At 69.8% G+C, this 26,757-nt stretch carries 24 protein-coding genes and 1 pseudogene; 17 read left to right on the top strand and 8 right to left on the bottom strand.

What is annotated here, in order from left to right; translation table 11 throughout:
* Positions 1 to 53: 53 nt before the first annotated feature.
* Both IF11_RS0106185 and IF11_RS0106180 read right to left on the bottom strand, forming a co-directional pair.
* Positions 54 to 923 (bottom strand): alpha/beta fold hydrolase, encoded by an 870-nt coding sequence (locus IF11_RS0106185; protein ID WP_030350409.1) that lies wholly within the window; start codon positions 921 to 923, stop codon positions 54 to 56.
* Positions 924 to 1,024: 101 nt separating this feature from the next.
* Positions 1,025 to 2,770 (bottom strand): MOSC and FAD-binding oxidoreductase domain-containing protein, encoded by a 1,746-nt coding sequence (locus IF11_RS0106180; RefSeq protein WP_030350408.1) that lies wholly within the window; start codon positions 2,768 to 2,770, stop codon positions 1,025 to 1,027.
* 148 nt (positions 2,771 to 2,918) lie between these two features.
* On the opposite strand from IF11_RS0106180, the gene IF11_RS40745 reads away from it, so the two are divergent.
* From IF11_RS40745 to IF11_RS0106130, 10 genes are all read left to right on the top strand, one after another.
* Positions 2,919 to 3,095: a hypothetical protein gene (locus tag IF11_RS40745; protein ID WP_157848413.1), complete on the top strand. Its 177-nt coding sequence runs from the start codon at positions 2,919 to 2,921 to the stop codon at positions 3,093 to 3,095.
* A 149-nt stretch (positions 3,096 to 3,244) separates the two neighbouring features.
* Positions 3,245 to 4,696, top strand: coding sequence for a dihydrolipoyl dehydrogenase family protein (locus IF11_RS0106170; protein WP_037727119.1), 1,452 nt, complete (start codon positions 3,245 to 3,247; stop codon positions 4,694 to 4,696).
* A gap of 99 nt (positions 4,697 to 4,795) precedes the next feature.
* Positions 4,796 to 5,563 carry a choice-of-anchor M domain-containing protein gene (locus IF11_RS0106165; RefSeq protein WP_157848412.1) on the top strand — a complete coding sequence of 256 codons (768 nt, stop codon included), beginning with the start codon at positions 4,796 to 4,798 and terminating at the stop codon, positions 5,561 to 5,563.
* Positions 5,564 to 5,582: 19 nt separating this feature from the next.
* Entirely contained in the window at positions 5,583 to 5,984 is a 402-nt protein-coding gene (locus IF11_RS0106160) for a hypothetical protein (protein WP_051745559.1), read from the top strand.
* An 87-nt stretch (positions 5,985 to 6,071) separates the two neighbouring features.
* Complete coding sequence (locus IF11_RS0106155; protein WP_078490497.1) at positions 6,072 to 7,829, top strand: TIGR03773 family transporter-associated surface protein; 1,758 nt, start codon at positions 6,072 to 6,074, stop codon at positions 7,827 to 7,829.
* 110 nt (positions 7,830 to 7,939) lie between these two features.
* On the top strand, positions 7,940 to 9,520 hold the full coding sequence (locus IF11_RS0106150; protein ID WP_051745557.1) for an anchored repeat ABC transporter, substrate-binding protein: 1,581 nt from the start codon (positions 7,940 to 7,942) through the stop codon (positions 9,518 to 9,520).
* Positions 9,517 to 10,503: a TIGR03773 family transporter-associated surface protein gene (locus IF11_RS0106145; protein WP_078490496.1), complete on the top strand. Its 987-nt coding sequence runs from the start codon at positions 9,517 to 9,519 to the stop codon at positions 10,501 to 10,503. Before IF11_RS0106150 ends, IF11_RS0106145 begins: the two co-directional genes overlap by 4 nt.
* A gap of 14 nt (positions 10,504 to 10,517) precedes the next feature.
* Positions 10,518 to 11,273, top strand: coding sequence for an anchored repeat-type ABC transporter ATP-binding subunit (locus IF11_RS0106140; RefSeq protein ID WP_030350401.1), 756 nt, complete (start codon positions 10,518 to 10,520; stop codon positions 11,271 to 11,273).
* Complete coding sequence (locus IF11_RS0106135) at positions 11,270 to 12,214, top strand: anchored repeat-type ABC transporter permease subunit (RefSeq protein ID WP_030350400.1); 945 nt, start codon at positions 11,270 to 11,272, stop codon at positions 12,212 to 12,214. The genes IF11_RS0106140 and IF11_RS0106135 overlap by 4 nt, the downstream gene beginning before the upstream one ends.
* Positions 12,211 to 12,990 (top strand): class E sortase, encoded by a 780-nt coding sequence (locus tag IF11_RS0106130; RefSeq protein WP_030350399.1) that lies wholly within the window; start codon positions 12,211 to 12,213, stop codon positions 12,988 to 12,990. The genes IF11_RS0106135 and IF11_RS0106130 overlap by 4 nt, the downstream gene beginning before the upstream one ends.
* 83 nt (positions 12,991 to 13,073) lie before the next feature.
* Here the strand turns inward: IF11_RS0106130 and IF11_RS0106125 are convergent, their stop codons facing one another.
* The 4 genes from IF11_RS0106125 to IF11_RS41910 form a co-directional block, all read right to left on the bottom strand.
* A complete protein-coding gene (locus IF11_RS0106125; RefSeq protein ID WP_133243261.1) occupies positions 13,074 to 13,421 on the bottom strand; it encodes a hypothetical protein in 348 nt (115 codons plus the stop codon).
* A 190-nt stretch (positions 13,422 to 13,611) separates the two neighbouring features.
* Complete coding sequence (locus IF11_RS0106120) at positions 13,612 to 14,256, bottom strand: choice-of-anchor M domain-containing protein (RefSeq protein WP_030350397.1); 645 nt, start codon at positions 14,254 to 14,256, stop codon at positions 13,612 to 13,614.
* Positions 14,257 to 14,332: 76 nt separating this feature from the next.
* The gene (locus IF11_RS0106115) at positions 14,333 to 15,217 is read right to left on the bottom strand and encodes an alpha/beta fold hydrolase (RefSeq protein ID WP_030350396.1); all 885 of its coding nucleotides are present in this window, start codon (positions 15,215 to 15,217) and stop codon (positions 14,333 to 14,335) included.
* A gap of 207 nt (positions 15,218 to 15,424) precedes the next feature.
* Complete coding sequence (locus IF11_RS41910; protein ID WP_342342616.1) at positions 15,425 to 15,550, bottom strand: hypothetical protein; 126 nt, start codon at positions 15,548 to 15,550, stop codon at positions 15,425 to 15,427.
* 48 nt (positions 15,551 to 15,598) lie between these two features.
* On the opposite strand from IF11_RS41910, the pseudogene IF11_RS36410 reads away from it, so the two are divergent.
* From IF11_RS36410 to IF11_RS0106090, 4 genes and pseudogenes are all read left to right on the top strand, one after another.
* A pseudogene (locus IF11_RS36410) lies at positions 15,599 to 16,334 on the top strand (helix-turn-helix transcriptional regulator).
* Between the two features lie 119 nt (positions 16,335 to 16,453).
* Positions 16,454 to 18,709 (top strand): polyprenyl synthetase family protein, encoded by a 2,256-nt coding sequence (locus IF11_RS0106100; protein ID WP_169746434.1) that lies wholly within the window; start codon positions 16,454 to 16,456, stop codon positions 18,707 to 18,709.
* A 107-nt stretch (positions 18,710 to 18,816) separates the two neighbouring features.
* Positions 18,817 to 19,473 (top strand): ABC transporter ATP-binding protein, encoded by a 657-nt coding sequence (locus IF11_RS0106095; protein WP_030350394.1) that lies wholly within the window; start codon positions 18,817 to 18,819, stop codon positions 19,471 to 19,473.
* 1 nt (position 19,474) lies between these two features.
* Positions 19,475 to 20,260, top strand: coding sequence for a hypothetical protein (locus tag IF11_RS0106090; RefSeq protein WP_030350393.1), 786 nt, complete (start codon positions 19,475 to 19,477; stop codon positions 20,258 to 20,260).
* Between the two features lie 85 nt (positions 20,261 to 20,345).
* Here the strand turns inward: IF11_RS0106090 and IF11_RS0106085 are convergent, their stop codons facing one another.
* On the bottom strand, positions 20,346 to 20,861 hold the full coding sequence (locus tag IF11_RS0106085; protein WP_030350392.1) for a GNAT family N-acetyltransferase: 516 nt from the start codon (positions 20,859 to 20,861) through the stop codon (positions 20,346 to 20,348).
* Between the two features lie 1,146 nt (positions 20,862 to 22,007).
* Between IF11_RS0106085 and IF11_RS0106075 the strand changes: the two genes are divergently transcribed.
* The 3 genes from IF11_RS0106075 to IF11_RS0106065 all read left to right on the top strand — a co-directional run bounded on the left by IF11_RS0106075 (position 22,008) and on the right by IF11_RS0106065 (position 25,248).
* Entirely contained in the window at positions 22,008 to 22,700 is a 693-nt protein-coding gene (locus IF11_RS0106075) for an SDR family oxidoreductase (protein ID WP_030350390.1), read from the top strand.
* Positions 22,701 to 22,785: 85 nt separating this feature from the next.
* Positions 22,786 to 23,337 carry a DUF488 domain-containing protein gene (locus IF11_RS0106070; protein ID WP_030350389.1) on the top strand — a complete coding sequence of 184 codons (552 nt, stop codon included), beginning with the start codon at positions 22,786 to 22,788 and terminating at the stop codon, positions 23,335 to 23,337.
* Positions 23,338 to 23,526: 189 nt separating this feature from the next.
* On the top strand, positions 23,527 to 25,248 hold the full coding sequence (locus IF11_RS0106065; RefSeq protein WP_030350388.1) for an enoyl-CoA hydratase-related protein: 1,722 nt from the start codon (positions 23,527 to 23,529) through the stop codon (positions 25,246 to 25,248).
* Between the two features lie 190 nt (positions 25,249 to 25,438).
* Here IF11_RS0106065 and IF11_RS0106060 read toward each other — a convergent pair whose 3' ends face one another.
* The gene (locus tag IF11_RS0106060; RefSeq protein ID WP_030350387.1) at positions 25,439 to 26,641 is read right to left on the bottom strand and encodes an epoxide hydrolase family protein; all 1,203 of its coding nucleotides are present in this window, start codon (positions 26,639 to 26,641) and stop codon (positions 25,439 to 25,441) included.
* Positions 26,642 to 26,757 lie beyond the last annotated feature (116 nt).

The following is a 26,757-nucleotide window of genomic DNA, read 5'->3' as shown; positions in this document are numbered from 1 at the left end:
CGGTCGGCACTCACGGCCGCTCGGCGGCCGCAGGGGCCCGCGGACTGTGCGTATCAGGAGGTGACGCGGGCGAGGAAGCCGCGGATGTAGCCGGTGATCTCCTCCAGATGGCTCTCCAGGGCGAAGTGCCCGGACTCCAGGAGGTGGATCTCCGCGTCCGGCAGGTCGCGCTGGAAGGCGTGGGCTCCGTCGGGGCCGAAGATCTCGTCGTTGGCCCCCCACACGGCCAGCAGCGGCACCTGGCTGTCGCGGAAATACTGCTGCAACTGGGGGTATTGAGCGACGTTGGCCGGATAGTCGCGGAACAGCGCGAGCTGGATGGCGTCGTTGCCCGCGCGGTCGAGGAGCGACTGGTCGATGGTCCAGGTGTCCGGGCTGACGAGGCTCGGATCCGCGACCCCGTTCAGGTACTGCCAGCGGGTCAGTTCGAGGGTCAGGGCTCCGCGGAGAGGGGCTTCGTTCTCGGGCGTCGGGTTCTCGGCGTAGGCGAACAGCCCGTCCCAGAATGCCTTGACGAACCCGTCGGTGTAGGCGTTGCCGTTCTGCGTGATGATCGCGGTGACGCTCTGCGGAGACCGCGTGGCGAGCCGCCAGGCGATGGGCGCTCCGTAGTCGTGCACGTACACCGCGAACCGGTTGACACCGAGCTGCTCCAGCAGACCCGCGGTCACGTCGGTGAGGGCGTCGAAGGTGTAGTCGAACTCGTCGACCGCGGGCATGGCCGACTGCCCGAATCCGATCATGTCGGGCGCGATGACGTGGTGGGTGCCGGCGAGAGCCGGAATCAGGTTCCGGAACATGTGCGAGCTCGTCGGGAAGCCGTGCAGCAGCACGAGCGCCGGTGCCTGCGGGTCTCCGGCCTCCCGGTAGAAGACATCCCTGCCGTTGACGGTGGCGGTGCGGTGATGCACAACGTTGCTCATGCCAGCCTCCAAGATCGCTTTGAACGGTGAGTCACAGTCCAGCACGGATCGACACACGACGAGCTCCGAAAGGTCGCAGGTCGCAGGTTGCAGGTCGCAGGTCACAGGTCGAGAAGAACGTCGGTGGTGGGGATGCTGCAGCACGGCAGCGCTTCACCCGAGGCGGGATCCTCCAGGGGCTGCGTTGTGTACTGGACCCGGCCCGCGAGGAGGGGTGTGGTGCAGGTGTGGCACACCCCGGTACGGCAGGACCAGCGGGTGGGGATGTCGCATGCCTCCGCCAGCTCCAGCAGTGTGGCGTACTGGTCCGACCAGCAAGTGGACAGTCCGCTGCGGGCGAAGGTGACGGAGGGCCCTGTGCCCTGGGGGCCGGGCGGCTGGTGGGGACGTCCGGTGCCTTGAGATGTGACACCGGGGTTGATGGCCGTCAGCGCCCCGAAGACTTCGGTGTGGATGTGCGAGCCGCTCAGCCCCGCCGGCTGGAGAGCGGATGTCACGTCCGACATGAAGCCCGTGGGGCCGCACAGGTAGGCGTGCGCGTCGGCGGGGATACCGAGCTTCCGGATGTCTTCGCTGGTCATGCGCCCGTGAGTGACGCACGGCTCCCCGGTGACCGCGAGATCCGGAGCGGTGTAGTCCGGGGCTGTGTAGTAGATGAAGGCGTGGGTGTGGGGCAGCCGCGCGAGCAGCTGCCGGGCTTCCTCCGCGAAGGCGTGCTGCCCGGGGTCGCGCGCGGTGTGCACCCACCACACGGCGCGCGAGCGGTGCTCGCGGGCCAGCTGGTGCAGCATCGCCAGAACGGGGGTGACACCGATGCCCGCCGAGAACAGCGCTACGGGCGTATGGCTATCGGCCAGCACGAACGCCCCGCGTGGGGCGGCCGCTTCGATGACGTCGCCTCGGTTCAGCTGAGTGTGGAGGTAGGTGCTGACCACGCCGCGGTCCTCGCGTTTGACACTGATCCGGTACTCGGTCGCACTGGGAGCCGAGGACAGTGAATACGAACGCACGAGACCGGGTTGTCCCTCTCCGGGGATCCGTACGCTCAGGTACTGGCCGGGCATGGCCGGGGGCAGCGGCTGGGAGTCCGCGGACCTCAGGTAGAACGACGAGACGACCGGGGTCTCGTGGACGATCTGGTTCACGCGCAGTTGCTTGAAGCCCCTCCACCCCGGCGCGGCGGGTGCGGGGCCGGGCGGCCGATCGAGCCGGCGGCTCATGTCCTGGAAGGACTGCTGCCATCCGGGGCTGAGTGCCTCGATGTTCAGGGCGGTACGCAGCTTGGCCGGATCGGCCCCCGGGAGATAGAGAAGAGCATCGGTATCGGCGACGGTGAGCGCCCCCTTGCCGGTGCGGGTCCGTGTGATCCGGTCTCCCGCCCTGACCCGGCCCTCGGTGATGACACGGAGGTAGAAGCCGGGGCGGTGGTGGGCGACCAGCAGGGAGGCCATGCGCGGTTCGTTCAGCCGCATGCCGACCCGGTAACAGGTGACACGCGGCTGGGTGACCTCGAATTCGGCCTCGCCGATCACATACCGGTCGCCGATGCACACCTCGTCGTCCGCCAGCCCGTCGACGGTGAAGTTCTCCCCGAACCGGCCGAAGTCGAGATCGTCACGCTCCAGAACCTCGCGCCAGTACGCGTACGACTGTGACTGGTAGACAAGGACGGCCCGCTGCTCCCCGCCGTGGCCCTGGAGGTCGCCCTGGCCGTCTCCGTCGATGTTGAGGCGGCGCACCATCCGAGGGCCGTCGACGGGATACTTCCACGCTCCCGTGTGTACCGTCCTGCCCTGCCAGGGCACGTCCTTCGGCAGTCCCACGTTGACTGACAGCAGGGTCGCCATCTCATCCTCCCGGTGCGGCGCCGCCGCACGGTGAAGCTGGTCTCCTGACGCGGCCCCGGAGCCGTCCCGGCCTCCGCGCCGGCCGCCTGACCGGGTCCGTACCCCGCCACGAGAGGCAAAGAAACCCGCCAAAAGGTACAAAGGTTATGTGAGCAAGAACTCTGAAATGCCTCGCAACGTGGACGAATGGGCCGACCGGATCCGGAAGGTCTCCTCGGCGGACGACCCCCAGGCCGCCCGCAAGCTGGCCGGCGACATCTACCGTGCCGCGCAGGAGGACCTCGACGCCCAGCGTGCCCGGGCCGAGCTCGAACGCGAGGAATAGCCTGCCCGGCCTGTCCGCCCTTGGCTGTGGCGAGGGCGCCGCGGCCCGGGGTGCGGGGTGCGTTCGGGCTGCGCACACCGCGTGGTCGCGGCTTCTCCTCCCGCGCGACATCCCGCGCGATCGGCTGCTGATCATGATGCGATGAGGAAATGAATGAATCGCTGGAAAGCCGATCAAATGGCGCGTATGACGTGGTCGTGCTGGGCGCGGGCCCGGTCGGACAGAACGTCGCCGACCACGCCCGTGCCGCCGGTCTCACCGTCGCCGTGGTGGAGCGTGAACTCGTCGGTGGTGAATGCTCCTACTGGGCCTGCGTCCCCAGTAAGGCGCTGCTGCGGCCGGTAGTCGCCGTCGCCGACGCTCAGCGAGTGGATGGCGCCCGGCAAGCGGTCACCGGCCGGCTCGATACCGCCCAGGTCTTCGCCCGCCGCGACCGCTACGTCACCGATTGGGACGACACCGGACAGGCCGAGTGGGTCAAGTCCATCGGCGCCGACCTCTTCCGCGGCCACGGCCGGATCGACGGCCCCCGCCGGGTCATCGTCACCCGGGACGACGGCGCGCGCCACACCCTCACGGCCCGGCACGCCGTGGCCATCGCCACCGGCAGCCGCCCGGTGCTGCCCGACATCCCGGGCATCAACGAAGCTCGCCCCTGGACGAACCGGCACGGCACCGACTCCAGCACCGTCCCCGCCCGGCTCGCCATTGTCGGCGGCGGCGGGGTCGGCGTCGAGATGGCCACCCTCTGGCAGGGCCTCGGCTCCCAGGTCACCCTGCTCGCCCGCCGCTCCCTGCTGCCCCGGATGGAACCCTTCGCGGGCGAGTTCATCGCACGCGGTCTGACCCAGGCAGGCGCGGATGTACGGATCGGAGTCCGGGTGACGGCCCTGCGCCGCCCCGACCCCGCCGGACCGGTCACCCTCACCCTCGATGACGGTGGCGAACTGGAGGCCGACGACGTCATGTTCGCCACCGGCCGCGCACCTCACACCGACGACCTCGGCCTGGACACGGTCGGCCTCACCCCTGGTTCCTGGCTGGACGTGGATACGACCTGTCTCGTCCGCGGAGTCGAAGGCGATTGGCTGTACGCCCTCGGCGATGTCAACCACCGCGCTCTCCTCACCCACCAAGGCAAGTACCAGGCCCGGACGGCGGGCGACGCGATCGGTGCCCGTGCCGCCGGCCTCCCGCTGGACGACGCCCCCTGGGGCGATCACGCCACGACCGCTGACCAGCACGCCGTGCCGCAGGTCTTCTTCACCGACCCCGAGGCGGGCGCGGTGGGCCTGTCCGCCGAGGAAGCGGCCCGGGCCGGTCGCCGCACCAAGGTCGTCGACCTTGACCTCAGCGCCGCCCAGGGCGCCAACCTCTACGCCGACGGCTACCAGGGCCACGCCCGGATGGTGGTCGACCTCGACCGGGAGATCCTGCTCGGGGTGACCTTCGTCGGCTACGGAATCAGCGAACTGCTGCACTCCGCGACGATCGCCGTCGCCGGCGAGGTCCCTCTCAAGCGGCTGCGGCACGCGGTCGCCTGCTTCCCGACCGTCAGCGAGATCTGGCTCTTCCTTCTTGCCGCCTACCACCGGAAGTGAGGGCTTTATTGAAAATGATTTCCATATCATCTAGCCTTGTCGTGGTCACGACGGATCTGACGAGGGGCGATGAGATCAATTACGCGGTCTTTGCGTGTGGTGGGGGTGCTGGCGCTGGCTGCGGCCGGGCTTGTGTCCGTGGGAGGGGTCGATAGCGGCGGAACGGCCGCCGGCGCCGTTTCGGTGGCGTACGGGGCGGATCCGGCAGTGGATCCCGCGCCGAACGACGTGGTCGACGAGCGCATCGTCATCGACAGCGGTCATGTCGACGCGATCGCGCCGCGGCTGGTGGAAGGGAAGTTCCGCACGCTGTTCAGGGACAGCAGAACGAGCAACGCCGTCTGGCATGAACCGACTTCGGTGATCATGCACCTCACATCCAAGAGCAAGGAGACGATCCCGGACCCGGCGGGCGGGCTGGCCTTCATCGGTAACCCGGGCGACGTCTACCACTCGATTCCACAGACGCAGAACCCTGAGGTGCTGTGGGCCGGCTGGAACACCGAGGCGTTCCAAGCGGCCGACATCCAGGGGGAGTTCGAACTCTCGCTGGACGAGGTGGAAGGGCCAGGGAGTCTGCTGGTCTTCGGCTGGTCGCCGTTCGGTGAGCCTCTGATGCGGTTCGACACCCGTGATGGCCTTCCTGACACCTATCACGTGCCGGCGCGCACCCATGAGCACGCTAACTGGGCCTTCACCGAGGAGGGCGTGTACCGGATGACGTTCACCTTCAAGGCCAGGCTGGCCTCGGGCGAGGACGTCTCCGACAGCCAGGTCTTCAGGCTCGACCGGTGGCGGCTCGACCAACGGCGGTGCGACCGACGGTGGTTCCGCGGACGGTGGGACGACGGACGGCGGTGCGACTGATGGCGGCGCGAGTGGTGGTGTGACTGGCGGCGGTACGGATGGTGGCTCGACCGGTGGCGGCTCGACCAACGGCGGTGCGACCGACGGTGGTTCCGCGGACGGTGGGACGACGGACGGCGGTGCGACTGATGGCGGCGCCAGCGGTGGTGCGACCGACGGCGGAACGGACGGTGGCGCGACCGATGGTGGTTCCACGGACGGTGGTTCCACCGGCGGCGCCACGACCCATGGCGGTACGGGCGGAGCCACCTCGCCCGGCGGCGGCCTGGCCGAAACCGGCGCGGGCGTAGCGATGCCGCTCGGTGTGGGAGGCGCGGTCCTCGTCGCCGCGGGCGCCGGTGCCGCCGTATACCTGCGTCGTCGCGTGCCGCGTACGCACACGCCGGCCACGCCGGCCGTCCAGGACCCCGCGGGCTCCTGACCCGCGCCCGGCGGTCTCGCCCGGCCGGTGAATCACAACGTATGCGACCTGCCCACGGCTGTCGCTGGAGAAGGAGTGGTCAAACCCATGGCATCACCCAGGAGTTCACGGTGGGCCGCAGCCGGAGCCATCGGTTCCGTGGCCCTCGCCGCGGGTCTCTCACCGGCTGCTTTCGCCGACACCGGCGACAACGGTGCGCAGGTGCCCCCGGCCCGGACGGCGAACGTCGTCCTGTCCCTGGAGAACGAGAAGCTGGCGCTGGATCTGGACCACGGGACGGGCGCCATCGACGCCTCGCAAGGCGTGCCCGCGGCGGATCTTGAGGTCGGCCCCGACACCAGGACCACTGTCCCCGCGGGGGACGACTACACGTTTCTCGGCAAGCCCGGCAGCCCCGTATGGGTCCTCGACGGTCGTACGTCCGGCACGCCGGCACCGCGGTGGGACACCACCGCCGTCCCCACCGAGCAGCTCGCGGAAAGCAACGTCGATTGGGCGCTCACGGGTATCGAAGGACCCGGTGACATAGCGGTGTTCGAACCGACGGAGGCAGCCACGCCGGGCGACGAGGCACCCGGCCCGGAGGTGTTGTTCGACAGCACCGATGGGCTCCCGGACGCTCACGCGCTGCCTGCCGCCGACAGCGGTGAGGTGGTGTGGGCGTTCACCGAGCCGGGGGAGTACCGCCTCACCTCGCGGGCGGCCGCGCGGCTCGTAACGGGCGAGGACGTGACCGCCACCACCGAGTGGACGGTGCGGGTCGCGGAGGATATCCAGCAGCCCCCCGCCCTCCCTGCCCTTCCCGTGCCCGCGTCGTCCCCGGCCGGTGACGACGGCCAGGGGACCGGCGACGGCGAGGCGAGCGCCCGTACCGGACCCGCCCGCGCTCCGGCCCCTGCCGTCAAGGCCGCCACCGACTCCGGTGTCCTCAGCCAGAAGGTGGTCATCGACGACGGACACGTGGACGCGATCGCCGGAAAGATGGTGGGAGGCAAACTGCGGACCCTTTTCAAGGACAGCCGCAACCCGGCCGACATCAGCTGGCGCGAGCCGTCCTCCGTCGTTCTGCATGTCAGACCGGCGGCGAAGGAGAAGGTGCCCGCCAACAGTGCCTACTCCTTCCTCGGCAAGGCCGGCAGCGACTTCTGGCTGATCCCGCAGGTGCAGAAGCAGGGCGTCGTCTGGGCCGGCTGGAACACCGAGTCCCTGGACGGCGGAGACCTCAAGAGCCCGCTGGACATGAAGCTCACCAAGGTCACCGGACCGGGCTCACTGGCCATCTGGGAGACCGCCGGCCTGGGCGGGGCGCAGGTCCTCTACAACAGCAGGGACGGTCTGCCCGACACCCAGGAGGTCAATCTGGGCGTGCACGCGCACGGCAACTGGGGCTTCAGCAAGCAGGGTACGTACAAGGTGACCTTCCAGCTCAGCGGCCGGCTTCCGTCCGGCAAGACCTCCAGCGACACACGGACGTACACCTTCGCGGTCGGTGACGTCGACCCGGACGCGGTCACCCCGGGAGGCGGCAGCGACGACGGCGGCTCGACCGGTGGCACAGGCACGACGGGCGGCGCGGGTTCGGCCGGCGACTCGACCAGTGGCTCGACCGGGGGACCGGGAACCACCGGCGGCACCGGCGGTGGTACAGCTTCCGGCGGATCCCCGACGACCGGCGGCGGCAATGCCGGAGGGAGCCTCGCGCACACGGGCGGCGGTGCGGCTGTGCCGCTCGCTCTGGGGGCGGGTGTTCTGGTCCTCGGCGGTACGGCGGCCGTTGTTGTCAGCCGTGCCAACCGGCGCCGCGCCGTGACCGCCACCGCGGGCGGCGAAGCCGTCCAGTCCTGAACGGATCCCTGCGGTCCGCCCGGAGCCGCGGGCCGCTCCTGCCCTCGGGCCGGCGACGGGAATCCCACCATTCCCTGCGCCGACCCCCTGCCTGTTGGGAGTTCTCTCACATGCGCGTGCCCAGACTCGTCCTGCGGACACTGGCCGCCACCGCCACCGCCGTCGTCGGGATCGCCGTGACCGGCTGTGAGGGCCATGCCCGCCCGCCCGCCGACGCCGAGAATCCGAACGCCGCGCTGCGCGTGGTGACCACCACGGAAATCCTCGCCGACCTGGTCCGCGAGGTCGGCGGCGACCGTGTCCAGGTCGACTCGATCGTGCCGCCCGGCGGCGACCCGCACTCCTACGAGCCCACCCCCGCCGACGCGAAGGCGGTCTCCAAGGCCGATGTCACCTTCACCAATCACCTGCTCCTCGAAGAGCACGCGCTGATCAAGACGGTCGACTCCAACGCCCGTGAGAACACCCCGAATGTCTCCCTCGCCGAGGCGTCGGAGACCTACGGTGCGCATGTGATCCCGTTGGTCGAGGACGTCGGCCTCGATGTGCTCTGGCTCGGACTGCGGGTACGCGGTGAGGGCGAAGCGCGCGGAGCGACCCGTTCCTCGGACGTCCTGCTGTCGGCCACCGAGGTGCGCGGTCCCGGTGAGCTGGTGGCCTATCTGACGGAGTCGCTGGGGCAGCCGAACGTCTACTTCAACTCGGCCGACGGCTTCTCGGCGAAGGACACCACCAGCCTGCCCCCGGCCGCGCACACCCATCTGAACTGGGCCTTCACCAAGCCCGGTGTGTACAGGCTGACCCTGGAGGCGAAGCTGAAGAACCCCGGCGGCGGCACACCGCAACCGGTCGGCAAGGGCACGTACACCTTCGCCGTCGGTGTCGACCCGCACACCGTGGCCGGCCCCGATGACACGATCCTGGGCGACGGACACACCGACCTGACGGTCAACCTCGACTCGGGGAAGATGTCCGCCTTCACCGACCTGCGCACCAAGGGCAAGAGGCAGGAGGAGATTCCCCCGGGCGACGTCGTCATCGACGTACCCAACCGGGCACTGGAGACGGTCCCCGGCGAAAAGCGGTTCTCCTTCCTCGGCACACCCGGTGCGAAGATCCACCAGCTGCCGCAGGCCGTGCTCGGCAGGCATGTGCACGGCGAGATCGACCCGCATCTGTGGCAGGACGTACGGAACGCCAAATCCTATGCGCAGTTGATCCGCGACACCCTCAAGAAGCGGGACCCCAAGGGCGCCCGGACCTACGACGACAACAGCCGTGCCTACGAACGGGAACTCGACGAGGCCGACACGTACGTACGGGACCGGATCGCCGGGATTCCTTCCGACAGGCGGCAGTTGATCACCACCCACGACGCGTTCGGGTACCTCGCCGACGCCTACGGCCTGACGGTCGCCGGCTTCGTCGTACCCAACCCCGCGCAGGAACCCAGCGCGGACGACGTGGAGAAGCTGTCGACGACCATCAGGAACCTCAAGGTCCCCGCCGTGTTCATGGAACCCAATCTGGTGCAGCGCGCGACCGTGCTCAACCAGGTCGCCGAGGACCAGCACGTCAAGGTCTGCATGCTCTACGGCGATGCCTTCGACCAGCACACCCGGCACTACACCGACATGATGCGGCACAACGCCGACGAACTCCGCTCCTGCCTCGGAGGCACGAAGAAGTGAAGACCAGACGGGCGCGCGCAAGCGCCGGGACCGCGTGCGGGGCCCTCCTGTTGGCGCTGACTCCGGCGCTGACCCCGACGCTGTCGGCGACGGCCGCGGAATCCCCGCCCCCGGGCGCCGAGTCCGACGCCGTGCCGGAGACCGGCACGGGCCGTACGGTCATCGGTGACGGCCACGTCGACATCGGCGCGCGCTTCGACCACGGCACCTGGACCGTGCAGATACGTGACGACACCACCAGGCCCGCGACCTGGCGCAACACCACGGACGTGGTCCTGCGGGTCGGCGACACCGCCAAGATCGACGTACCGGAGAGCAAGGAGTTCGGCTTCCTGGGCACCCCCGGGGACCCGGTGTGGCTGCTGCCGCAGGTACAGCAGGACGGTGTGTTGTGGCCGGGCTGGAACAGTCAGGAACCCGAGGTCGCCTCCACCGTCGACCGGGAGGTGAACTGGCAGCTCACCGGAGTCGAAGGACCCGGAGACTTCGTCCTGTTCCTCAACGGCAGCTTCGGCACACCGAAGATCCTCTTCGACGGGAGGAAGAAGCTGCCGCAGGAGACCGGGATCGAGGTGAACAGTCACGTCCACGGAAACTGGGCGTTCACCGAGCCCGGGACGTATCTCCTCGATGTACGGATGACGGCCAGGACCAAGGACGGCAAGAGCCACGACAGCACTCGCACGCTCCAGTTCTCCGTCGGCCCACAGGACCCGAGCCGGGCCTTCGCCGCGAAGCCCGCCGGCGAAGGCTCGCACGCGGCCTCGGACACACCGGGCAAGGGGAGGCCGGAGGAGAAGCCGGAGCCGCCGAAGTCCTCGGGCACGGATGAATCTTCCGCCCCCCTGTGGTGGGGCGTCGGAGCCGCCGTGGCCGCCGCCACGGTCGGCGCCGTCCTGGTGTGGCGCCGGGGCAGGTCCGGCCGGCGGCACACCGCCTCGTCCCCGGCCAACGACGCGCGCCCGGAGGGGGATCAGCGGTGACGGACCACAACACCATGACAGGGACCCCGGCACTGGACGTACGGTCCGTCACGGTGGAACTGGGCGGCCGGCTCGCTCTGGACAGTGTCGACCTCACCGTACGGACCGGCGAACTGGTCGGGCTGATCGGCCCGAACGGCGCCGGGAAGACCACACTGCTCCGCGCTGTCCTCGGCCTGCTCACCCCGCGTACCGGCACCATCCACCTCGACGGCGGACCCGCCGGGAAGGGCCGCGGCACCGTGGGCTATGTGCCCCAACGCCACGAGTTCGCCTGGGACTTCCCCCTGTCGGTGGAGCGGGCCGTCCTGACGGGACGTACGCACAGGATCGGCTGGCTGCGCCGGGCCGGCGCGGCGGATCGTGAAGCGGTCGGGGAGGCCCTGGACCGCGTCGCCATGACTGATCTGCGACACCGACCGATCGGTGAACTCTCCGGAGGCCAGCGCCAGCGCGTGCTGGTTGCCCGGGCACTCGCGCTGCGGCCGAAACTGCTGCTGCTCGACGAGCCGTTCACCGGTCTCGACGTGCCCACGCGGGAGCTTCTGACCGCCCTATTCCTGCAACTGCGCAAGGAGGACAAGGCGGTGTTGATGACCACGCACGATCTGCCCGCCGCAGCGGACACGGCCGGCCGGCTGTGTCTGATCAACAAGACCGTGATCGCCGACGGACCGCCCGAGACACTTCGGGACCCGGCCGTGTGGCTGCGCGCGTTCGGTGTGACCGGATCCGATCAGCTGCTGACCTCTCTGGGGGTGACCCGATGAGCGGGATCACACACTTCCTCACCGGCCCGTGGGAGCACCTGTTCATGCAGCGTGCCTTCGGGGTCGCGGTCATGTGCGGCATCGTCTCCGGCGTCGTCGGCGCCCATGTCGTGTTGCGGGGGATGGCCTTCATCGGCGACGCCGTCTCGCACTCCGTCTTCCCCGGCGTGGCGATCGCCTTCGTCTTCCAGTTCAACCTGGTGCTCGGCGGCGCCGTCGCCGGACTGCTCACCGCCCTCGCGGTCGCGGTGTTCTCGCAGAACCGGCGGCTGAAGGAGGACACCGTCATCGGTGTGTTCTTCGCCGCCGCGTTCGGTCTGGGCATCGTCATCCTCAGCACCGCCCCCGGCTACAGCGGGTCCCTCGAATCGTTCCTGTTCGGGCAGATCCTCGGCATCAGCGACGGTGATGTCCTCACGGTCGCCGTGATGGGGCTGATCCTGCTGCTCGTCGCCGCGGCGGTCCACAAGGAGCTGGTGACCGTCAGCCTCGACCGCGAGACGGCGAAGGCCGCCGGCCTGCCTGTGTTCGCCCTGGACATCGTGTTGTACGCGCTCGTCACCGTCACCGTGGTCATCTCTCTGCAGGCCGTCGGCAACATCCTCGTGCTCGCACTGCTGATCACCCCCGCGGCGTGCGCGCGGCTGCTGACCGACCGTATCGGCGTCATGATGACCCTCGCCCCCGCCATCGGCGCCGGGTCCGCGGTCATCGGTCTCTATCTCTCCTACGCGTACAACCTGGCGGCCGGCGGTCTCATCGTGCTCGTCGTCACGGGTGTGTTCATCCTGTGCTGGCTCCTCGCACCCCGCCACGGCCTCCTCACGGCCGGACGCCACCGCCGGAAGCCGGGCCGGGAGCGCGGACAGGCGACGGCCGGACCTGGGCGGTCCGCGCAGACGGAAGAAGCGGCGCTGGTCGAGCGGACCCCGACGAGGTGAGTGTGGTGCACCGGTTCGTCCGTGGGTTGAGTGATGCCGCGTTGACACTGGGCACGGTGATGGTGCTGTTCGCCGTCCACCTGCTGTGGTGGACCAACCACGCCGCCCGGGCGCAGGCACAGGACGAGGTTCAGCGCCTCGAACAGCAGTGGTCCCACCCCGAGCCCGCGGCCCCCGGCCCCGCCGGGGAACCGTACGAAGCCGGCCCCGGCGGCGAAGGACAGCCGCGCCGGGCGGGCGACCGGGCGGGCGACGTGCCCTCGCCCGGCGTGCCCGCCGATGTCGCCGGACAGCGTGCGCCGGCCCGGTCACGGTCGTTCGCGATCCTGCGCATCCCCCGGTTGAACCTCACCGTGCCCGTCGCGGAAGGCGTGGACAAACACCGGGTTCTCGACCGGGGGTTCGTCGGCCACTATCCCGGCGCGGCGCTGCCCGGCCAGATCGGCAACGTCGCGCTGGCCGCACACCGCAACACCCACGGCGAGCCGTTCCGGCATCTCGACCGGGTACGCCCCGGAGACACCGTGACCCTCACGACCGCCGACGGCGACTTCCGGTACCGCGTCGACTCCGTACTGCCGCGCACATCACCCGACGACAGCGACACGATCCAGCCCGTCCCCACCACCGCGTACGGCGCCGGGAGGACGAAGGCCGGCGGGACGAAGAAGGCCGGCTACGACAGGCCGGGCCGGTACATCACGCTGACCACGTGCACCCCGGAATACACCTCCCGATACCGGCTGGTCGTCTGGGGCCGTCTCCTGGAGAGCTGACACGCACGGACACCCCCTGCGGCGAGGTCATGCGCACGGCGGGTCAGAGGCCCGGTCCGCGGCTGGATCGTCCTCGGGACTCATCACTCTTCCTTGGAGAGGTGTTGGTCCCGGCCTGCCTGGTACACACGGCCGTGATCGGAGACGACCGCGGTCATGGTGATCGACGGCTCGCGCCGTCCGGTCTCGGCCAACGCCGGCTCCAGCACCGTGGCGAGCAGGCGCCTGAGGTCAGCGGTCGCCTCCGCGTCCGCGTCGACCAGGCGACGCAGCCTGTTCCGCCACTCGGCGACCATGTCCTCCGAGATGGTGGTGTCGCCCGTACGTTCGGCGTCCAACAGCGCCGTCCGGGCTTCCAGCAGCTCGCCCTCGATCACCTCGGGGCGATCCGGATGGACGCGACGCCACAGCGACGCCAGCCCGGTTGTCACCTTCTCCCACCCGTCGGTGACCAACAGTGTTACCGCGGTCGAGGCCGCAGTGGACGCCAACGCCACTAACTCCGCATCCACCCGGAACCCCCTCCGTCCGAACTGTGTCGCGGCAACGCTAGACCATGAGCTGTGCCGCTGGGGGTAGTTCGTCCGGAGGGGGCCGTTCTGATGTGATATGGGCTCAGGCTCAGCCGACGGTGAAGTGGTACGCCACCGGTGCCGAGTTCAGGGTCGTGCCGTTCGTGAGCTTGCCGGTGGCCTGGAAGGTGAGGGTGTAGTCGCCCTTTGCCTCGAACGCCCAGTTGGTGTGGTGATGAGCGCCCGCCGAGACGTTCACGGAGTCGGGCAGGCCGTCACCGCTGTCGAACCGCTTGGTCGGGGTGCCCTGGCTCACGTCGTACAGGCTCACGTCGGCGGGGCCGCTCACCGCGGTCAGCTTCAGATGTACGGAGTCGCCCTGAAACGCGCCGGCCGGCAGCTCGTGCGCGGCCCAACCGGCGTGCAGCAGAGCGGGGTTGCTGGTCTGGGGCAGGATCCAGACAGGCGCGCCGGGGGAGCCGAGGAATGAGAACGCGGGGTTGCTGGGCACCGTGGCCCCGGCTTCGGGCTTGACGCGCAGGGTCACCTCGGCCGGGTCGCGCTCGACGCCGGTTCCCGTGGTCTCGTCGTGCAGGCCGAGTCTGAGGACGCCGCCTTCGTAGGCGATGTCGACGACATCGACGTGCCCCTGGGACAGGGTGATCAGGGCGGCCTGTGCGGGAGCGGCGGCCAGTCCGAGGGCTGCTATGACGGCCCCGGAGTAGAGAGCGGCGCGGGTCAGAGTGGCGGACATCGAACCTCCAGTTGGAAGAAGTGGTCGTGTACACGCTATATGAAGTGAAAATCATATTCAATAACGTGTGTTGGGCTCAGCGGTCGCCGGTGAAGAATCCCAGGTACGCCTCGGCCGTCTCGCGCGGTGTCTCCTGGGCGGGGTGATGGCCCGAGTCGAGCAGAACCTCGCGCACGTCGGTGGCGACCTCGCGCATCTGCCGCGCCGGGTCGCCGCCCATGGCGTACCTTCCGCCGACCGCGAGGACAGGCATCGGCAGCGGGGTGCGGGCGGCGGCGCGGTTGAGTTCGGCGTCCTCAAGGCTGGCGCGGTAGATGGACAGCATCGCCCGCAGGCGGCCGGGCATCGTGTAGCACCGGACGTACTCGTCGAGGAAGTCGGAGGAGAGCGCGTCGACGTGGTGGGCCTCCTGGGACATCCAGTGGTCGATGAACGGCCGCTCGCGCCCCGTGATGAGCATCTCGGGGATGTCCGGCTTGAAGAAGAAGCCGATGTGGTAGATCCACGCCCCGGCGGCCACGCGCTCCGCGTCGAGGTGGGTCATCTCCTCCCAGCCGAAGCCCGCCAGGAATGCCTCCTGGTAGACCAACTGCCGCACCTGATCAGGGTGGCGGGCCGCGAGCTGATAGGCGACCGCGGCGCCCCAGTCCTCGCCGACGACACGGTACGAGTCGAAGCCGAGCCCGCTCATCAGCTCGGCGATGTCTTCCGCGAGCGTCACCGTGTCGAAGCCCGCGGCGGCCGGCTCGGAATCGCCGAGCCCACGCAGGTCGGGCGTGATCACCGTGTGATGGGGCGTCAGACACGGAACGACGTCCCGCCAGTGGTAGCTGGTCTTCGGCGCGCCGTGGAGCAGCACCACGGGGTCTCCCTGGCCCCCCACGCGGTAGTGGAGCCGGGTGCCGTTCACGGACATACGGGCCGAGGTCAGCGGGCGGCCGAGGTGGTCGTGCACGTGCATGTGTGTCGTCCTTGCTCTGCTCGAAGCGGTCACTTCCCGTTACTCGCTCACCGTAGGGAAGTGTGCTCTGTACAGGAAGAACGCACTCTTTGGTGAGAGGGGAACCTCGTGGTGACCGCGCAGATCAGGCGTCATCCGGGCGACGCGGATGTGACGACGCGGATGTGACGCTCCGACCGGTCGCCACGCTCTCAGGCCGCCGCGCCCTCAAGCCTCCGCGCCCTCCGGAGCGAGGTCGGTGGTCGACCGGATGTCCTCGGGGCTCAGTTCGAGGTCCTGCGCGTCGACGTTCTCCCGCAGGTGGGCGATGCCGGTGGTGCCGGGAATGGGCATGACCGCGGGCGAGCGGGCGAGCGGCCAGGCGAGCGCGACCTGAGAGTAATGAGCTGGGCGACTTCCTGCGCTCGCGCCGCGCCGCCCTCGACCCGCGCCGCCCTCGACCCGCGCCGGGCGGGCCTGCCGGACGACGGGCGCCTGCGCCGGGTACCGGGGCTGCGCCGGGAGGGGCCGGCCCAGCTCGCGCATGTGAGCACCGACTATGTCGTACGGCTGGAGCAGGGCCGGACCCGCCGGGTGTCGCGCCCGGTCCTCGACGCGCTCGCGGACGCACTGGAACTCGCCCCGGACGAGCGCGCGTACCTCTTCGCCGTGGCCGAGGTCGCCCAGCCCGCCCCCGCGCGGCAGCCGGCCGGGCAGCAGGTCGACCAGCAGCTACGGCAACTGCTCGACGGCATGCACGACATCCCGGCGATGGTCCTGAACCGCCGCCAGGACGTGCTGGCCTGGAACCCGGCGGTGGCCGCCCTGCTGACCGACTTCGGAGGCGGGCCGCCACCCCGACGACCAGGTCCTGGCCGCGCTGGTGGGCGAACTGAGCGTACGGGACCCGGACTTCAGGACCAGGTGGGGGAGTCATCTGGTGCGTGGGCCCCGACAGCTCACCAAGACGTACCACCATCCGGTGGTGGGCCCCGTCACGGTGGACGTCCAGCAGTTGTCCGTCGCGACTCAGCCTGAACAGCTCCTCGTGGCGTACACGGCGCCGCCCGACTCCCCGTCCCGGGAAGCGCTGCGCTTCCTGCTTCAGTGGTCCGCCCGTACCGCGGACGCGCCTTAGGGGCACGGGTGAGGTTCCGCGAGCGACTGGACGCTTCATCGCCGTAAGTCATCGTGGTGCTACGCTCCGCGTCTTCATATAGGACTTACGCATAAGGCGTGGTCGAGGGGGTAACGATCTTGCGGGGCACATTGGGGTTACGGTGGCGTGAAGACTGGCCGCTCCAAGGCGAGGCGCCCGACCTGGCCGTGCACGACCTGCCGCATGCCGCCAGCGGTACGGAGTGGTGGTGGTTCCATGCCCAACTGCACGATGGACAGCGGGAGTTCGGGCTCTCCTTCCAGTTCATGCGCCATCAGGCGCCGAACGTGGACGGGGGCGTGCTGAGGTCTCATTCGCTCTACTGGTTTCGCAGTGACGCGACGACGCGAACCCGCGGCGGCGAGACCTGGCTGGACGACACATCGAGGGAACTGAGCCGGCTGCTCACTCTTTCGGATGATTTCATGGACCCGCGGATACGCGAGGCGTGGAGCGAAGCGCTGGCACGTCAACTACCCGGCCCCGACCGGCTGTTGCCCCGTCCCGTGCGCGTCGGCGAGCACGGGCTCGACCTGGATTTCGGCGGCGTCGGCACGTTGCGCAAGGACGCGGACGGCACCTATGTCGTCGAGGCCGACGGTGAACACAGCGGATTCTCCCTGCGGATGTCGGCACTGAAGCCCGCCGCACAACAGTCCGCCGGCGGTGCGAAGCTCGGAGGGCTGTACTCCTTCATCGTCCCGCGGCTGGAGGTGGAGGGGACATACCGCCAAGGCGAACTCACCACCACGGTCAGTGGGGAGGGCTGGTACGAGCACGCCCTCGGTGACGCGTGGTACCGCCCCACGGAAGCCCAGGACGCCACCGATCTCGGCTGGACCTATTGCGGGCTCCGGCTCGACAACGGGTGGGACATCGCCGCCATTTCCATGACGCGGACCGACATCACCACCGGGCACGCCACCGCGGCCGGAGACGGCGCGGTGCTGTGCCCGCCGAAGGGCGGACGCGTCGAGGCCGCGTTCGAGCTGCGCGGCGGGCGGCCCTGGACGTCGCTCGCCACCTTGAACACGTACAACACCGAGTACGACCTGTTGATCCCCGAGCACGACGCGTGCCTGCGTGTGCGGGCGTGGTTCCCCGAGCAGGAGATCCGATCGCTGATCTTCACCACGGGGATCCTGGAGGCCCATGTGAGCGTCGAGGGCACCATGGGCGGGCGTCCGGTGAACGGCCACGGGATCGTCGAGGTGTTCACGTCCAACCGGATCGGCGACTTCGAGCGGTACATCACCCGTACCCGCGACATCACCCGTCAGGAACTCGACCGCCTCTACCCCGGCGAGCCCCGGCGCGCCGAACTGCTCGGGGTGGCAGGGTCCGAGGACTGCCCCGAGCGGCTGGACGAACTGGTGGCCGCCGATCTGCACTCCTCGCTGGTACGCCCACTGCGCCATGCCGCGGCGGGCCTGGGGAAGAGCTGGCGTGCCTACGTCGCGGCCGCGGCCATCGAGCTGTTCGGGGTCAGCAGCGAGCCCTACCGGCCACTGCTGGGTGCCACGGAAATCCTCCACACCGGAAACCTGATCATCGACGATGTGGAGGACAGGTCCCCGGTGCGGCGGGGCCGGCCCGCCGTCCACACGGTGTTCGGCGACGCGGTGGCCATCAACGCCGGGACCGCCGCCTACTTCGTCTTCGACCGGGTCCTGCGGGACATCCTGCCCGACGACGACCGGCTCCGACTGCGCGTCTACCAGGTCTACTTGCAGGTCCTGCGGGCCGGCCACGCGGGCCAGGGCATCGACATCGCCAGCCACCGCGCCGCCATGGACACCGCCGTGGCCACGGGGGATCCCGCGCCGGTACTGCGCCGCGTCCGCACGGCGCACCGGCTCAAGACAGGGGTACCTGTACGCGGCCTGGGACAGATGGGCGCGGTGATCGCACGAGCCACCGAGGAACAGATCAGCGCTCTGGGCGACTACTGCGAGGCGATCGGCCTGGCGTACCAGATCAGCGACGATGTGATGGACCTGCGAGGCGTCACCGCCCCCACCGGTTCCGGCGAGCGCGTGATGACCAAGCACACCGCCGAGGATCTGCGCGCCGGCAAGGTCACCATGCCGCTGGCCCACGCCGTGGGACTGCTGCCCGGGTCACGCATGCGTGAGGTGTGGCACGCCGTGCGCGACGGTGCGGCCGACCACGCGACAGCGGTCGAGATCGCACTGATGCTGGAGGAACACGGTGCGGTCCAGGCGTGCATGGACGAGGCGCGTCAGGTGGTCGACCGGGCGTGGAAGCCGCTCCAGGAGGTGGCGCCCTGCACCTACCACTCCATCATGTTCGGCGCTCTGGGCGCTTACGCGGCCCGCCGCGAGCGCGAATGATCCCCGCGCGCATCGCCACGCATCCGATCCCCCGCCAAGCATCCGATACCTCCACGCATCCGATACCCCACGTATCCGATCCCCCCACGCTCAGGAACCGTGACCGAATGCCTCCTTCCGCCCCCACGCTCCACGTCGGCGACCTGCACAAATCCTATGGCGACCACCACGTCCTGCGCGGAGTCGAACTCGAAGTCCCGCCGGGCCGTTTGGTCGGCGTCGTGGGCGAGAACGGCTCCGGCAAGAGCACGCTGCTGCGGATCCTCGCCGGCCGGCTCACCCCCGATCGCGGGACCGTCAGCTTTCCCGGCAGCCTGGGCTACTGTCCTCAACACACCGTGCTCAACCCCGCTTTCACCGTCGACCAGCATCTCCGGTTCTTCCAGGTCGCGTACGGTCTGCCGGACCTGGAACGAGCGCACGAGTTGCTGGACATCCTGAACTTCGCCGCGTACCGCCGCCATCGCGTCGCCACCCTCAGCGGTGGCACCCGGCAGAAACTCAATCTCACCCTCGCCCTCATGCACGACCCGCCACTGCTTCTGCTGGACGAGCCCTATCAAGGCTTCGACTGGGACACCTACGAACGCTTCTGGGACCTCGCCGCCACTCTGCGCGACCAGGGGCGCTCCGTCCTTGTCATCTCCCACATCGCCTTCGACACCGCCCGCTTCGACCAACTGTGGCGGCTGGACGGCGGGCTCCTGGCCACCGGTGCCAACACCGCCGGTGCCGACATCACCGGCGTGCGGACGGCGGACTGATATGCGACTCGCCTGGACCCGCTACTCGACCGCCACCGGCTACGCGCTCCTCGAACATCTGCGCAACCGACTGGCGTTGGTGCTCGTCGTGTTCTTCGTCCCCATCTGGATCACCCTGGTCTACCTGGTGATCAACGACGCCGAAGTGACGTTCTTCCTGCGCGCCTCCGGCCGGAACATCACCGTGGACGGAAACGATGTCACCAAGATCTCCGGTGCCATTAACGCCGTCACACTGATCGTCGGTTTCATGATGTTCATCGTCACCTACCGCTCCGCCGAGTTCGACGAGCGACTGGCCATGGCCGGCTACCCCCGCGGCCATCTCCTCGCGGCGAAACTCACCTCACTGATCACCGCGGCCGCGCTCATCTGCGCCTACGCCACCGCCATCATCTGCTGCTACTGGGTGCCCGCCCGGCCCGCGCTGCTGTGGCTGGCCCTCTTCGGCGCGGCACTGGCCTTCGGCGGCATCGGCGTGATGCTCGGCGCACTGCTGCGCGGCGAGCTGGAAGGCATGTTCCTGATCATCATGCTCAGCATCATCGACATGGGACTGCAAAACCCCGTGGCCAACCCCGCCTCCGACAACGGCATCGTCCGCTTTCTGCCCTCGTACGGCACGATGCAGTCCGGCGTCACCGCCGGCTTCCTCCACACCACCCCCGCCCTCCACCTGCTCCTGGGCCCGCTCTGGTTCCTCGCGACCGTCACCATCGCGGGCATCACCTTCCGGCTGCGCACCCGCGACCGCAGACGCCACATACCGTTCCTGGGCGCCCTGTAGAACGGACAGGTTGCTCCGTCTGCTGCGCGGCATCCCCCTTTCTCCGCATGGGGATGTGCCCCCTCGCACGGTCACACTCGGGCTGTCAGATCCCGAAGGGCGCCGCGTAGCGGACGGTTCCGCTCGGCAGCGGGTGGGTCTTGTCCAGGGTCATGGCCATCATGGCCTCGTCCGGGACATCGATGGTCAGGCCGATGTGGTGCGTGGAGGCGCGGGTGAAGCCGAACCGCGGGTAGTACGTGGGGTGTCCGAGGACGGTGACGTAGTACTCGTCCATGTCCTTGGCCGCCTTGAGGGCGGCGCGGATGGCAGCCGAGCCGGCGCCGGTCCTCTGGTGACCGGGCCGTACGGCGACGGGGCCCAGGCACAGGGCCGGGGTTTCGTCGATGTGGCAGCGGGTCAGCAGCGCGTGGCCGATGACCTCGCCGTCCTCGTCGGCGCTGACGATGGACAGGCCGTCGATCCAGGAGGAGTCGGCGCGCAGGGCGTCGATGAGGTCGGCCTCCAACGGCGTCTCGAACGCTTCGAGGCTGATGTCACGGATGGTGGGGATGTCCGCGCTGGTCTCGGCGCGAGTGATCCAGTGATGGCGTGCAGGCATGACGGGATGAAGTTCCGTTCCATGGTGGGTTCGTGAAGGGATCGCCGGATCAACACGAACAGACGGAACGTACCACGCTGCCCGAAACACCGACAGTTACTGACTGTGGGTACGGAACCACTCGGCGGCCCGTTCCAGGCCCTCGCGCAGCGGGACCGGTTCGATCTCGGGGAAGAGCGGGCGCGACCGGGTGTTCTCCGCGTGGGAGCGCCGGACGTGTGTCCGTCCTCGACGAACTGGTCTCCTTCTGCCGGGTGTTGCTCGCCGGGGGCTACGGCACCACGGCCGACCGGCTCGCCGGCATGGTCCATCTCCTGCTGGACGAACCCGGGCGGTACGAGCGGCTGCGAGACAAGCCGGACACGATCCCCAGGGCCGTCGAGGAGCTGCTGCGCTACGCCCGGACCAATGTCCGGGCGAGCCTGCGCGTCGCCGGCATTTCGAATCGGCCGCGGACGGACCCGCTCACGCGCACGCGCCCGCTCCGACGCACCGGCCGCGGACGGACCCGCGATGGACGTGGTGGCCGTGTGCCCGGTGGAGGCGATCGGGTTCGTACGAACCCGGCCGGCCACACCGCATCCGGCACCACCTCCCGACTCCTGAGCGGTGCCGGGGCGCGGGCCCGTTGTGCGTGTCGGCGACTGGACGGGGGACGGTCCAGTGAGGACAGTCGGCTGCCTCATTGGACCGTCGTCTCCCGCGCCGTCAGTCTGACCGCTATAACGTGCTGTCGCATCCCGGGACACAGCGTGGTGTCCTTCCGTCCGGTCAGTAACGGCTACGCGAATGAGGGCGAATGAGGTGTGTGATGAGTCGAGCTGTCCGGCCCCGGACACGGGGGTGGCTGTTGGATGTACGCGGCCGGACAGCACCTCCAGCGAAACCCGAACCAGCCCGATACGCATGTCGGGTCAGCACGTCGCAGTCCAGTGTCAGCGGGCCCGCGCGCGGGGATCGACGGTCTTGCGCGCGGCCTCGTGGTGGCCGACGGCGCCGGACTCCCAAGGGCGCACTCCGGCCGCGTGCCGGTGTCCGCCGGCGGGCAGCCCGTGCGCACCGCGGGCCGTGGACCAGCCTGGTACTGGTAGTCCCAGGAAAACAGGACCACTGGCCGACCACACCGTCCGGCCGGAACCTGGAGGCATGACAACAACACTGATCACCGGAGCGAACAAGGGCCTCGGTTTCGAGACCGCCCGCCGGCTCATCGCCGCGGGCCACACCGTCTACGTGGGCAGCCGGGACCCGGAGCGCGGGCGCCGCGCCGCCGAGCAGCTGGGCGCGCGGATGGTCGTCATCGATGTCACCGACGACGCGTCCGTCGCCGCCGCGGCGCGCACCATCGAGGCCGACGGCGGACTGGACGTGCTGGTCAACAACGCCGGCATCGAAGGGAACGCGGTCGGCGCCGTGGAAGTGACCGCCGATATGCTGCGGCCGCTGTTCGACACGAACGTCTTCGGCGTGGTGCGTGTCACCCACGCGTTCCTGCCGCTTCTACGGCGGTCGGCCGCGCCGGTCGTGGTCAACGTCAGCAGCGGCCTGGCCTCGAAGACCCTGGTCTCGGCGGTGGGCACGCCGACGTACGCGTACCCGGGGGTCGCCTACCCGGCGTCGAAGGCCGCGCTCAACATGGTCACCGTGCAGTACGCGAAGGCGCTCCCGGACATGCGGATCAACGCGGTGGAGCCCGGTTACACCGCGACGGACCTGAACGCGCACAGTGGCACGCAGACCGTCGAGGAGGGCGCCGAGATCATCGTCCGTATGGCGCAGGTGGGCCCCGACGGTCCTACCGGGGGCTACTTCGACGTCAAGGGCTCCCTGCCCTGGTAGTCGCTGCCCCGGCCGCCCTGGCCTGATCCCACCGCGTCCGCACGAGCGAGCCGGCCGACGGCGCGCGATTTGGGATGCTGGAGGCATGTCCACCCTTCCGCTCGTGACCTTCGGTCACAGCACGGCGGACCACCTGGAGCTGACCGCCCTGCTGCGGGCCGCGCACATCGCCTCCGTGGTCGACATCCGTACCGCCCCGGGCAGCCGCCACAACCCCGATGCCGGCCGCGAACGCCTCCAGCGGTGGCTGCCCGCCGCCGGAATCGCCTACCGCTGGGAGCGCCGGCTCGGCGGCTTCCGACCCGTACGGTCCGACTCGCCCGACACCATCTGGCGCAACGCCTCGTTCCGCGGTTACGCCGGCTACACCCGCGATCCGGCCTTCCTGGCGGCGGTCGACCAGCTGCTCCAGGACGCCCGGACGACGGCGACCGCGATCATGTGCGGCGAAGCGCTGTGGTGGCGCTGCCATCGCCGGATCATCGCCGACTTCGCTGTTCTCGCCCGCCACTACCCGGTGCTCCATCTGATGCACGACGGCCGGATGGTCCGGCACACCGCCACCCCGGGCGTCCGGCTGCGCGAGGACGGACTGCTGGTCTACGACGACACCGCGGCGGCCGGGAGGCGCCCGTAAGCCGTACGCCGGGCGAGGCATCAGCCGTACGCCGGGCCGGAAGCCGGCCGTACGTCGGGCCGTACGTCGGAGTTGCGCCGATCGGGTGGCTTCCGGCCGCGCGTCTGCGCCGGCCGGCCGATGCGGCGTGATGATCGCTGACGGTCGGGCTCGTCGCGTCCCCGTGCGCCGGGCGGCCGGGAGGCAACCGTGCGGATCCTGCTTGTCTCAAGCGCGTTCAACAGTCTGACCCAGCGGGTCTTCGTCGAACTGCGCGACCGCGGCCACCTGGTCGGGGTCCAACTGGCCCTGAATGACGACGCGTTACGGGAGGCCGTGCGACGGCACGCGCCCGAACTGATCCTGGCTCCCATGCTGACGAGCGCGATCCCCGCCGACGTGTGGTCCGCGCATACCTGTCTCATCGTCCACCCGGGGCCGGTCGGCGACCGCGGGCCCTCCTCGCTGGACTGGGCCCTCCACGAAGGCGCGCGCCAGTGGGGTGTGACCGTCCTGCAGGCTGACGCGGTGATGGACGGCGGTGATGTCTGGGCCACCGTGTCCTGCGCGGTGCCCGCGGGCGTCACCAAGAGCGGCCTCTACCGGGGCGAGGTCTCCGACGCCGCGCTGGAGGCCGTGCTGCTCGCCGTCGACCGGGTCGCTTCCGGCGATTACGTACCGCGGCGACAGGCGGATCTGCCGGCCGCCGGGCGCACCCGGCCGTACTTCGAGCAGGGCCTGCGGCGTATCGACTGGCAACGGGACGGTACGGCAGCGGTGCTACGGGCGTTGCGCGCCGCCGACTCGCAGCCCGGGGTCGCCGGCGAACTCCGCGGCGCCGAGTGGTTCCTGCATGGTGGCAGCCCCGAGTACCGGCTGCGCGGACGCCCCGGCGATCTGCTCGCCACCCGCGCCGGCGCCGTCTGCCGGGCGACCGCCGACGGCGCGGTGTGGATTCCCGAACTGCGCGCCCGCAAGCGCCCCGGCGGGCAGACCGGCATCAAGCTCCCCGCCGTACTCGCCCTCGGCGCGCTGCTGCCGAAACTGCCGGAACTGCCGGAGCCGCCGACGCGGTCGGGGGGTGACACAGAGGTGGACGGTGACTCCTGGACGGACATCCGCTACCGGGAGGACGAGTCGGTCGGCGTGCTGGACTTCGCCTTTCCCGGCGGCGCGATGAGCACCGACCACTGCCGGCGCCTGCTCGCCGCCTATCGCGCCGCCTGTGCGCGCCCCACCTCGGTGCTGGTGCTCGGCGGCGGCCGGGACTTCTTCTCGAACGGCATCCACCTCCATGTGATCGAGGCCGCCGCCGACCCGGCCGAGGAATCCTGGGCCAATATCCAGGCGATGGACGACCTGGTCGCGGCGGTCCTGACGACGACGGACCGGATCACCGTCGCGGCGCTCGGCGGCAACGCGGCGGCCGGGGGTGTGATGCTGGCGCTCGCCGCCGACCAGGTGTGGTGCCGCTCGGGCGTGGTGCTCAACCCGCACTACCGGCTGATGGGCCTGTACGGCTCGGAGTACTGGACGTACACCCTGCCGCGCCGGGTGGGGACGGACGCCGCCCGGCGGCTGACCCAGGAGGCGCTGCCGGTGAGCGCGACGGCCGCGCGGAGACTGGGGCTGGTCGACCGGATCGTCCACTGCGGGCCCGAGGACTTCGGCGGACAGGTGCGGATGCTGGCGGCGCGGGTGGCGGAGTCGCCCGTCGCCCAGCGGCGGACCCGGCCGGAGAACGACCGGTACCGGTCCGTCACACCGCTCTCCGCCTACCGCGAGGCGGAACTCGCCCGGATGCGTGACATCTTCTTCGACCCGCAGGCGCCGTACCACGCGCTGCGCCGGGCGTTCGTACGCAAGTCACGGCCGACCGCCAACCCCGAGCAGTTCAGCGCCCTGCCCGGAGCGCCGACGCCGCGTTCATAAGCGCCGGTTATCGAGCGATAGAGACAAAGGGACTGGTGAAGATTGTATACAGCATCCAGAGTGGAGGGATGGATCCGGTTCGCAGCCGACATCGGCGGCAACGACAACTCGTCTTCGCCGGAGCGATCCTCGCCTGTGGCGCGGCCGGTGTGCGGGCGCCCGCCAGGACGGAGCCGGCGAGTGCCGGCCGTCACGCGTCAGGCGCCCTGCCGACCATCCGGAAGAACCGGCGTACGTCGTCGACCAGCAGGTCCGGCTGTTCCATGGCCGGGAAGTGCCCGCCCCGGTCGTACTCCGTCCACTGCACGATGGTGTTCGTCCGGCCCGCGATATGCCGCAGCGGGATGAAGTTGTCCCGCGGGAAGTCGGCCAGCGCGGTCGGCGCCGTTGACGGTTCGGGCCGGGTGCCCCAGTAGTCGGAGTGTGCCCGCTCGTAGTAGATACGGGCCGACGAGCCGGCCGTGCCGGTCAGCCAGTACAGCATCACGTTCGTGAGCATCTGGTCGCGGTCGACGGCATCCTCCGGGCGGTCCCGGGAGTCGGTCCACTCCTTGAACTTCTCCGCGATCCAGGCCAGTTGGCCCACCGGCGAGTCGGTCAGACCGTACGCCAGCGTCTGCGGCCGGGTGGACTGGATGTCGGCGTATCCCTGGCGGTCCCGAGTCCACTCCTGGACACGTGCCCAGGAGGCCAGCGTGCGCTCGCGCTCATCCGGGGGCAGCGCGTCCAGTTCGTCCGCGCCGGGTTCCCGCGTAGGCGCCGCGTTCGGCAGCAGGTTCAGATGGACGCCGATGACCCGGTCGGGCCGGGTCCGGCCGATCTCCCGGGAAATGGCCGCTCCCCAGTCACCGCCCTGCACTCCGTACCGTTCGTAGCCGAGGCGCCGCATCAGCTCGGCGAACGCGGCTGCCACCCGCCGGAACTCCCAGCCCGTTTCCCTCGTCGGGCCGGACAGCCCGAACCCGGGGATGCTCGGCAGCACCAGGTGGAACGCATCGGAAGGGTCGCCGCCGTACGCGCGCGGGTCGGTGAGCGGGCCGACGACCTGGGCGAACTCGACGATCGAGCCCGGCCAGCCGTGCGTCATCATCAGCGGGGTCGCGTCCGGTTCCGGTGACAGGACATGGGCGAAGTGGATGTTCGCACCGTCGATGGTGGTGGTGAACTGCGGCCATGCGTTCAGTTCGGCTTCGGCGGCCCGCCAGTCGTACTCGTGCCGCCAGTACTGTGCGAGTTCCTTGAGGTAGTCGAGTGGGATGCCGTAGGCCCACCCCACCCCTGGCAGTTCGTCCGGCCAGCGGGTGCGATCGAGGCGCTCGCGCAGATCGTCCAGATCGCTCTGGGGGATGTCGAGGTGGAAGGGGCGGATGTTCTCATGTGCCAACGTCGTCATGGACGCGAATGGTATGTCCGGCTGCCCACGGCCATGTCGACGGCGCTCCGTCGGCACCCCGGCCGACTCCTCAGGCGAACCGCGCGAGCGGCGCCTCACGCTGGAAGAACGTCTTG

Source organism: Streptomyces scopuliridis RB72 (genome assembly GCF_000718095.1).
GTDB classification, from domain to species: Bacteria; Actinomycetota; Actinomycetes; order Streptomycetales; family Streptomycetaceae; genus Streptomyces; species Streptomyces scopuliridis.
Note: the sequence above shows the minus strand (reverse complement) of the source record. Positions and strands in the feature narration are given on the sequence as shown.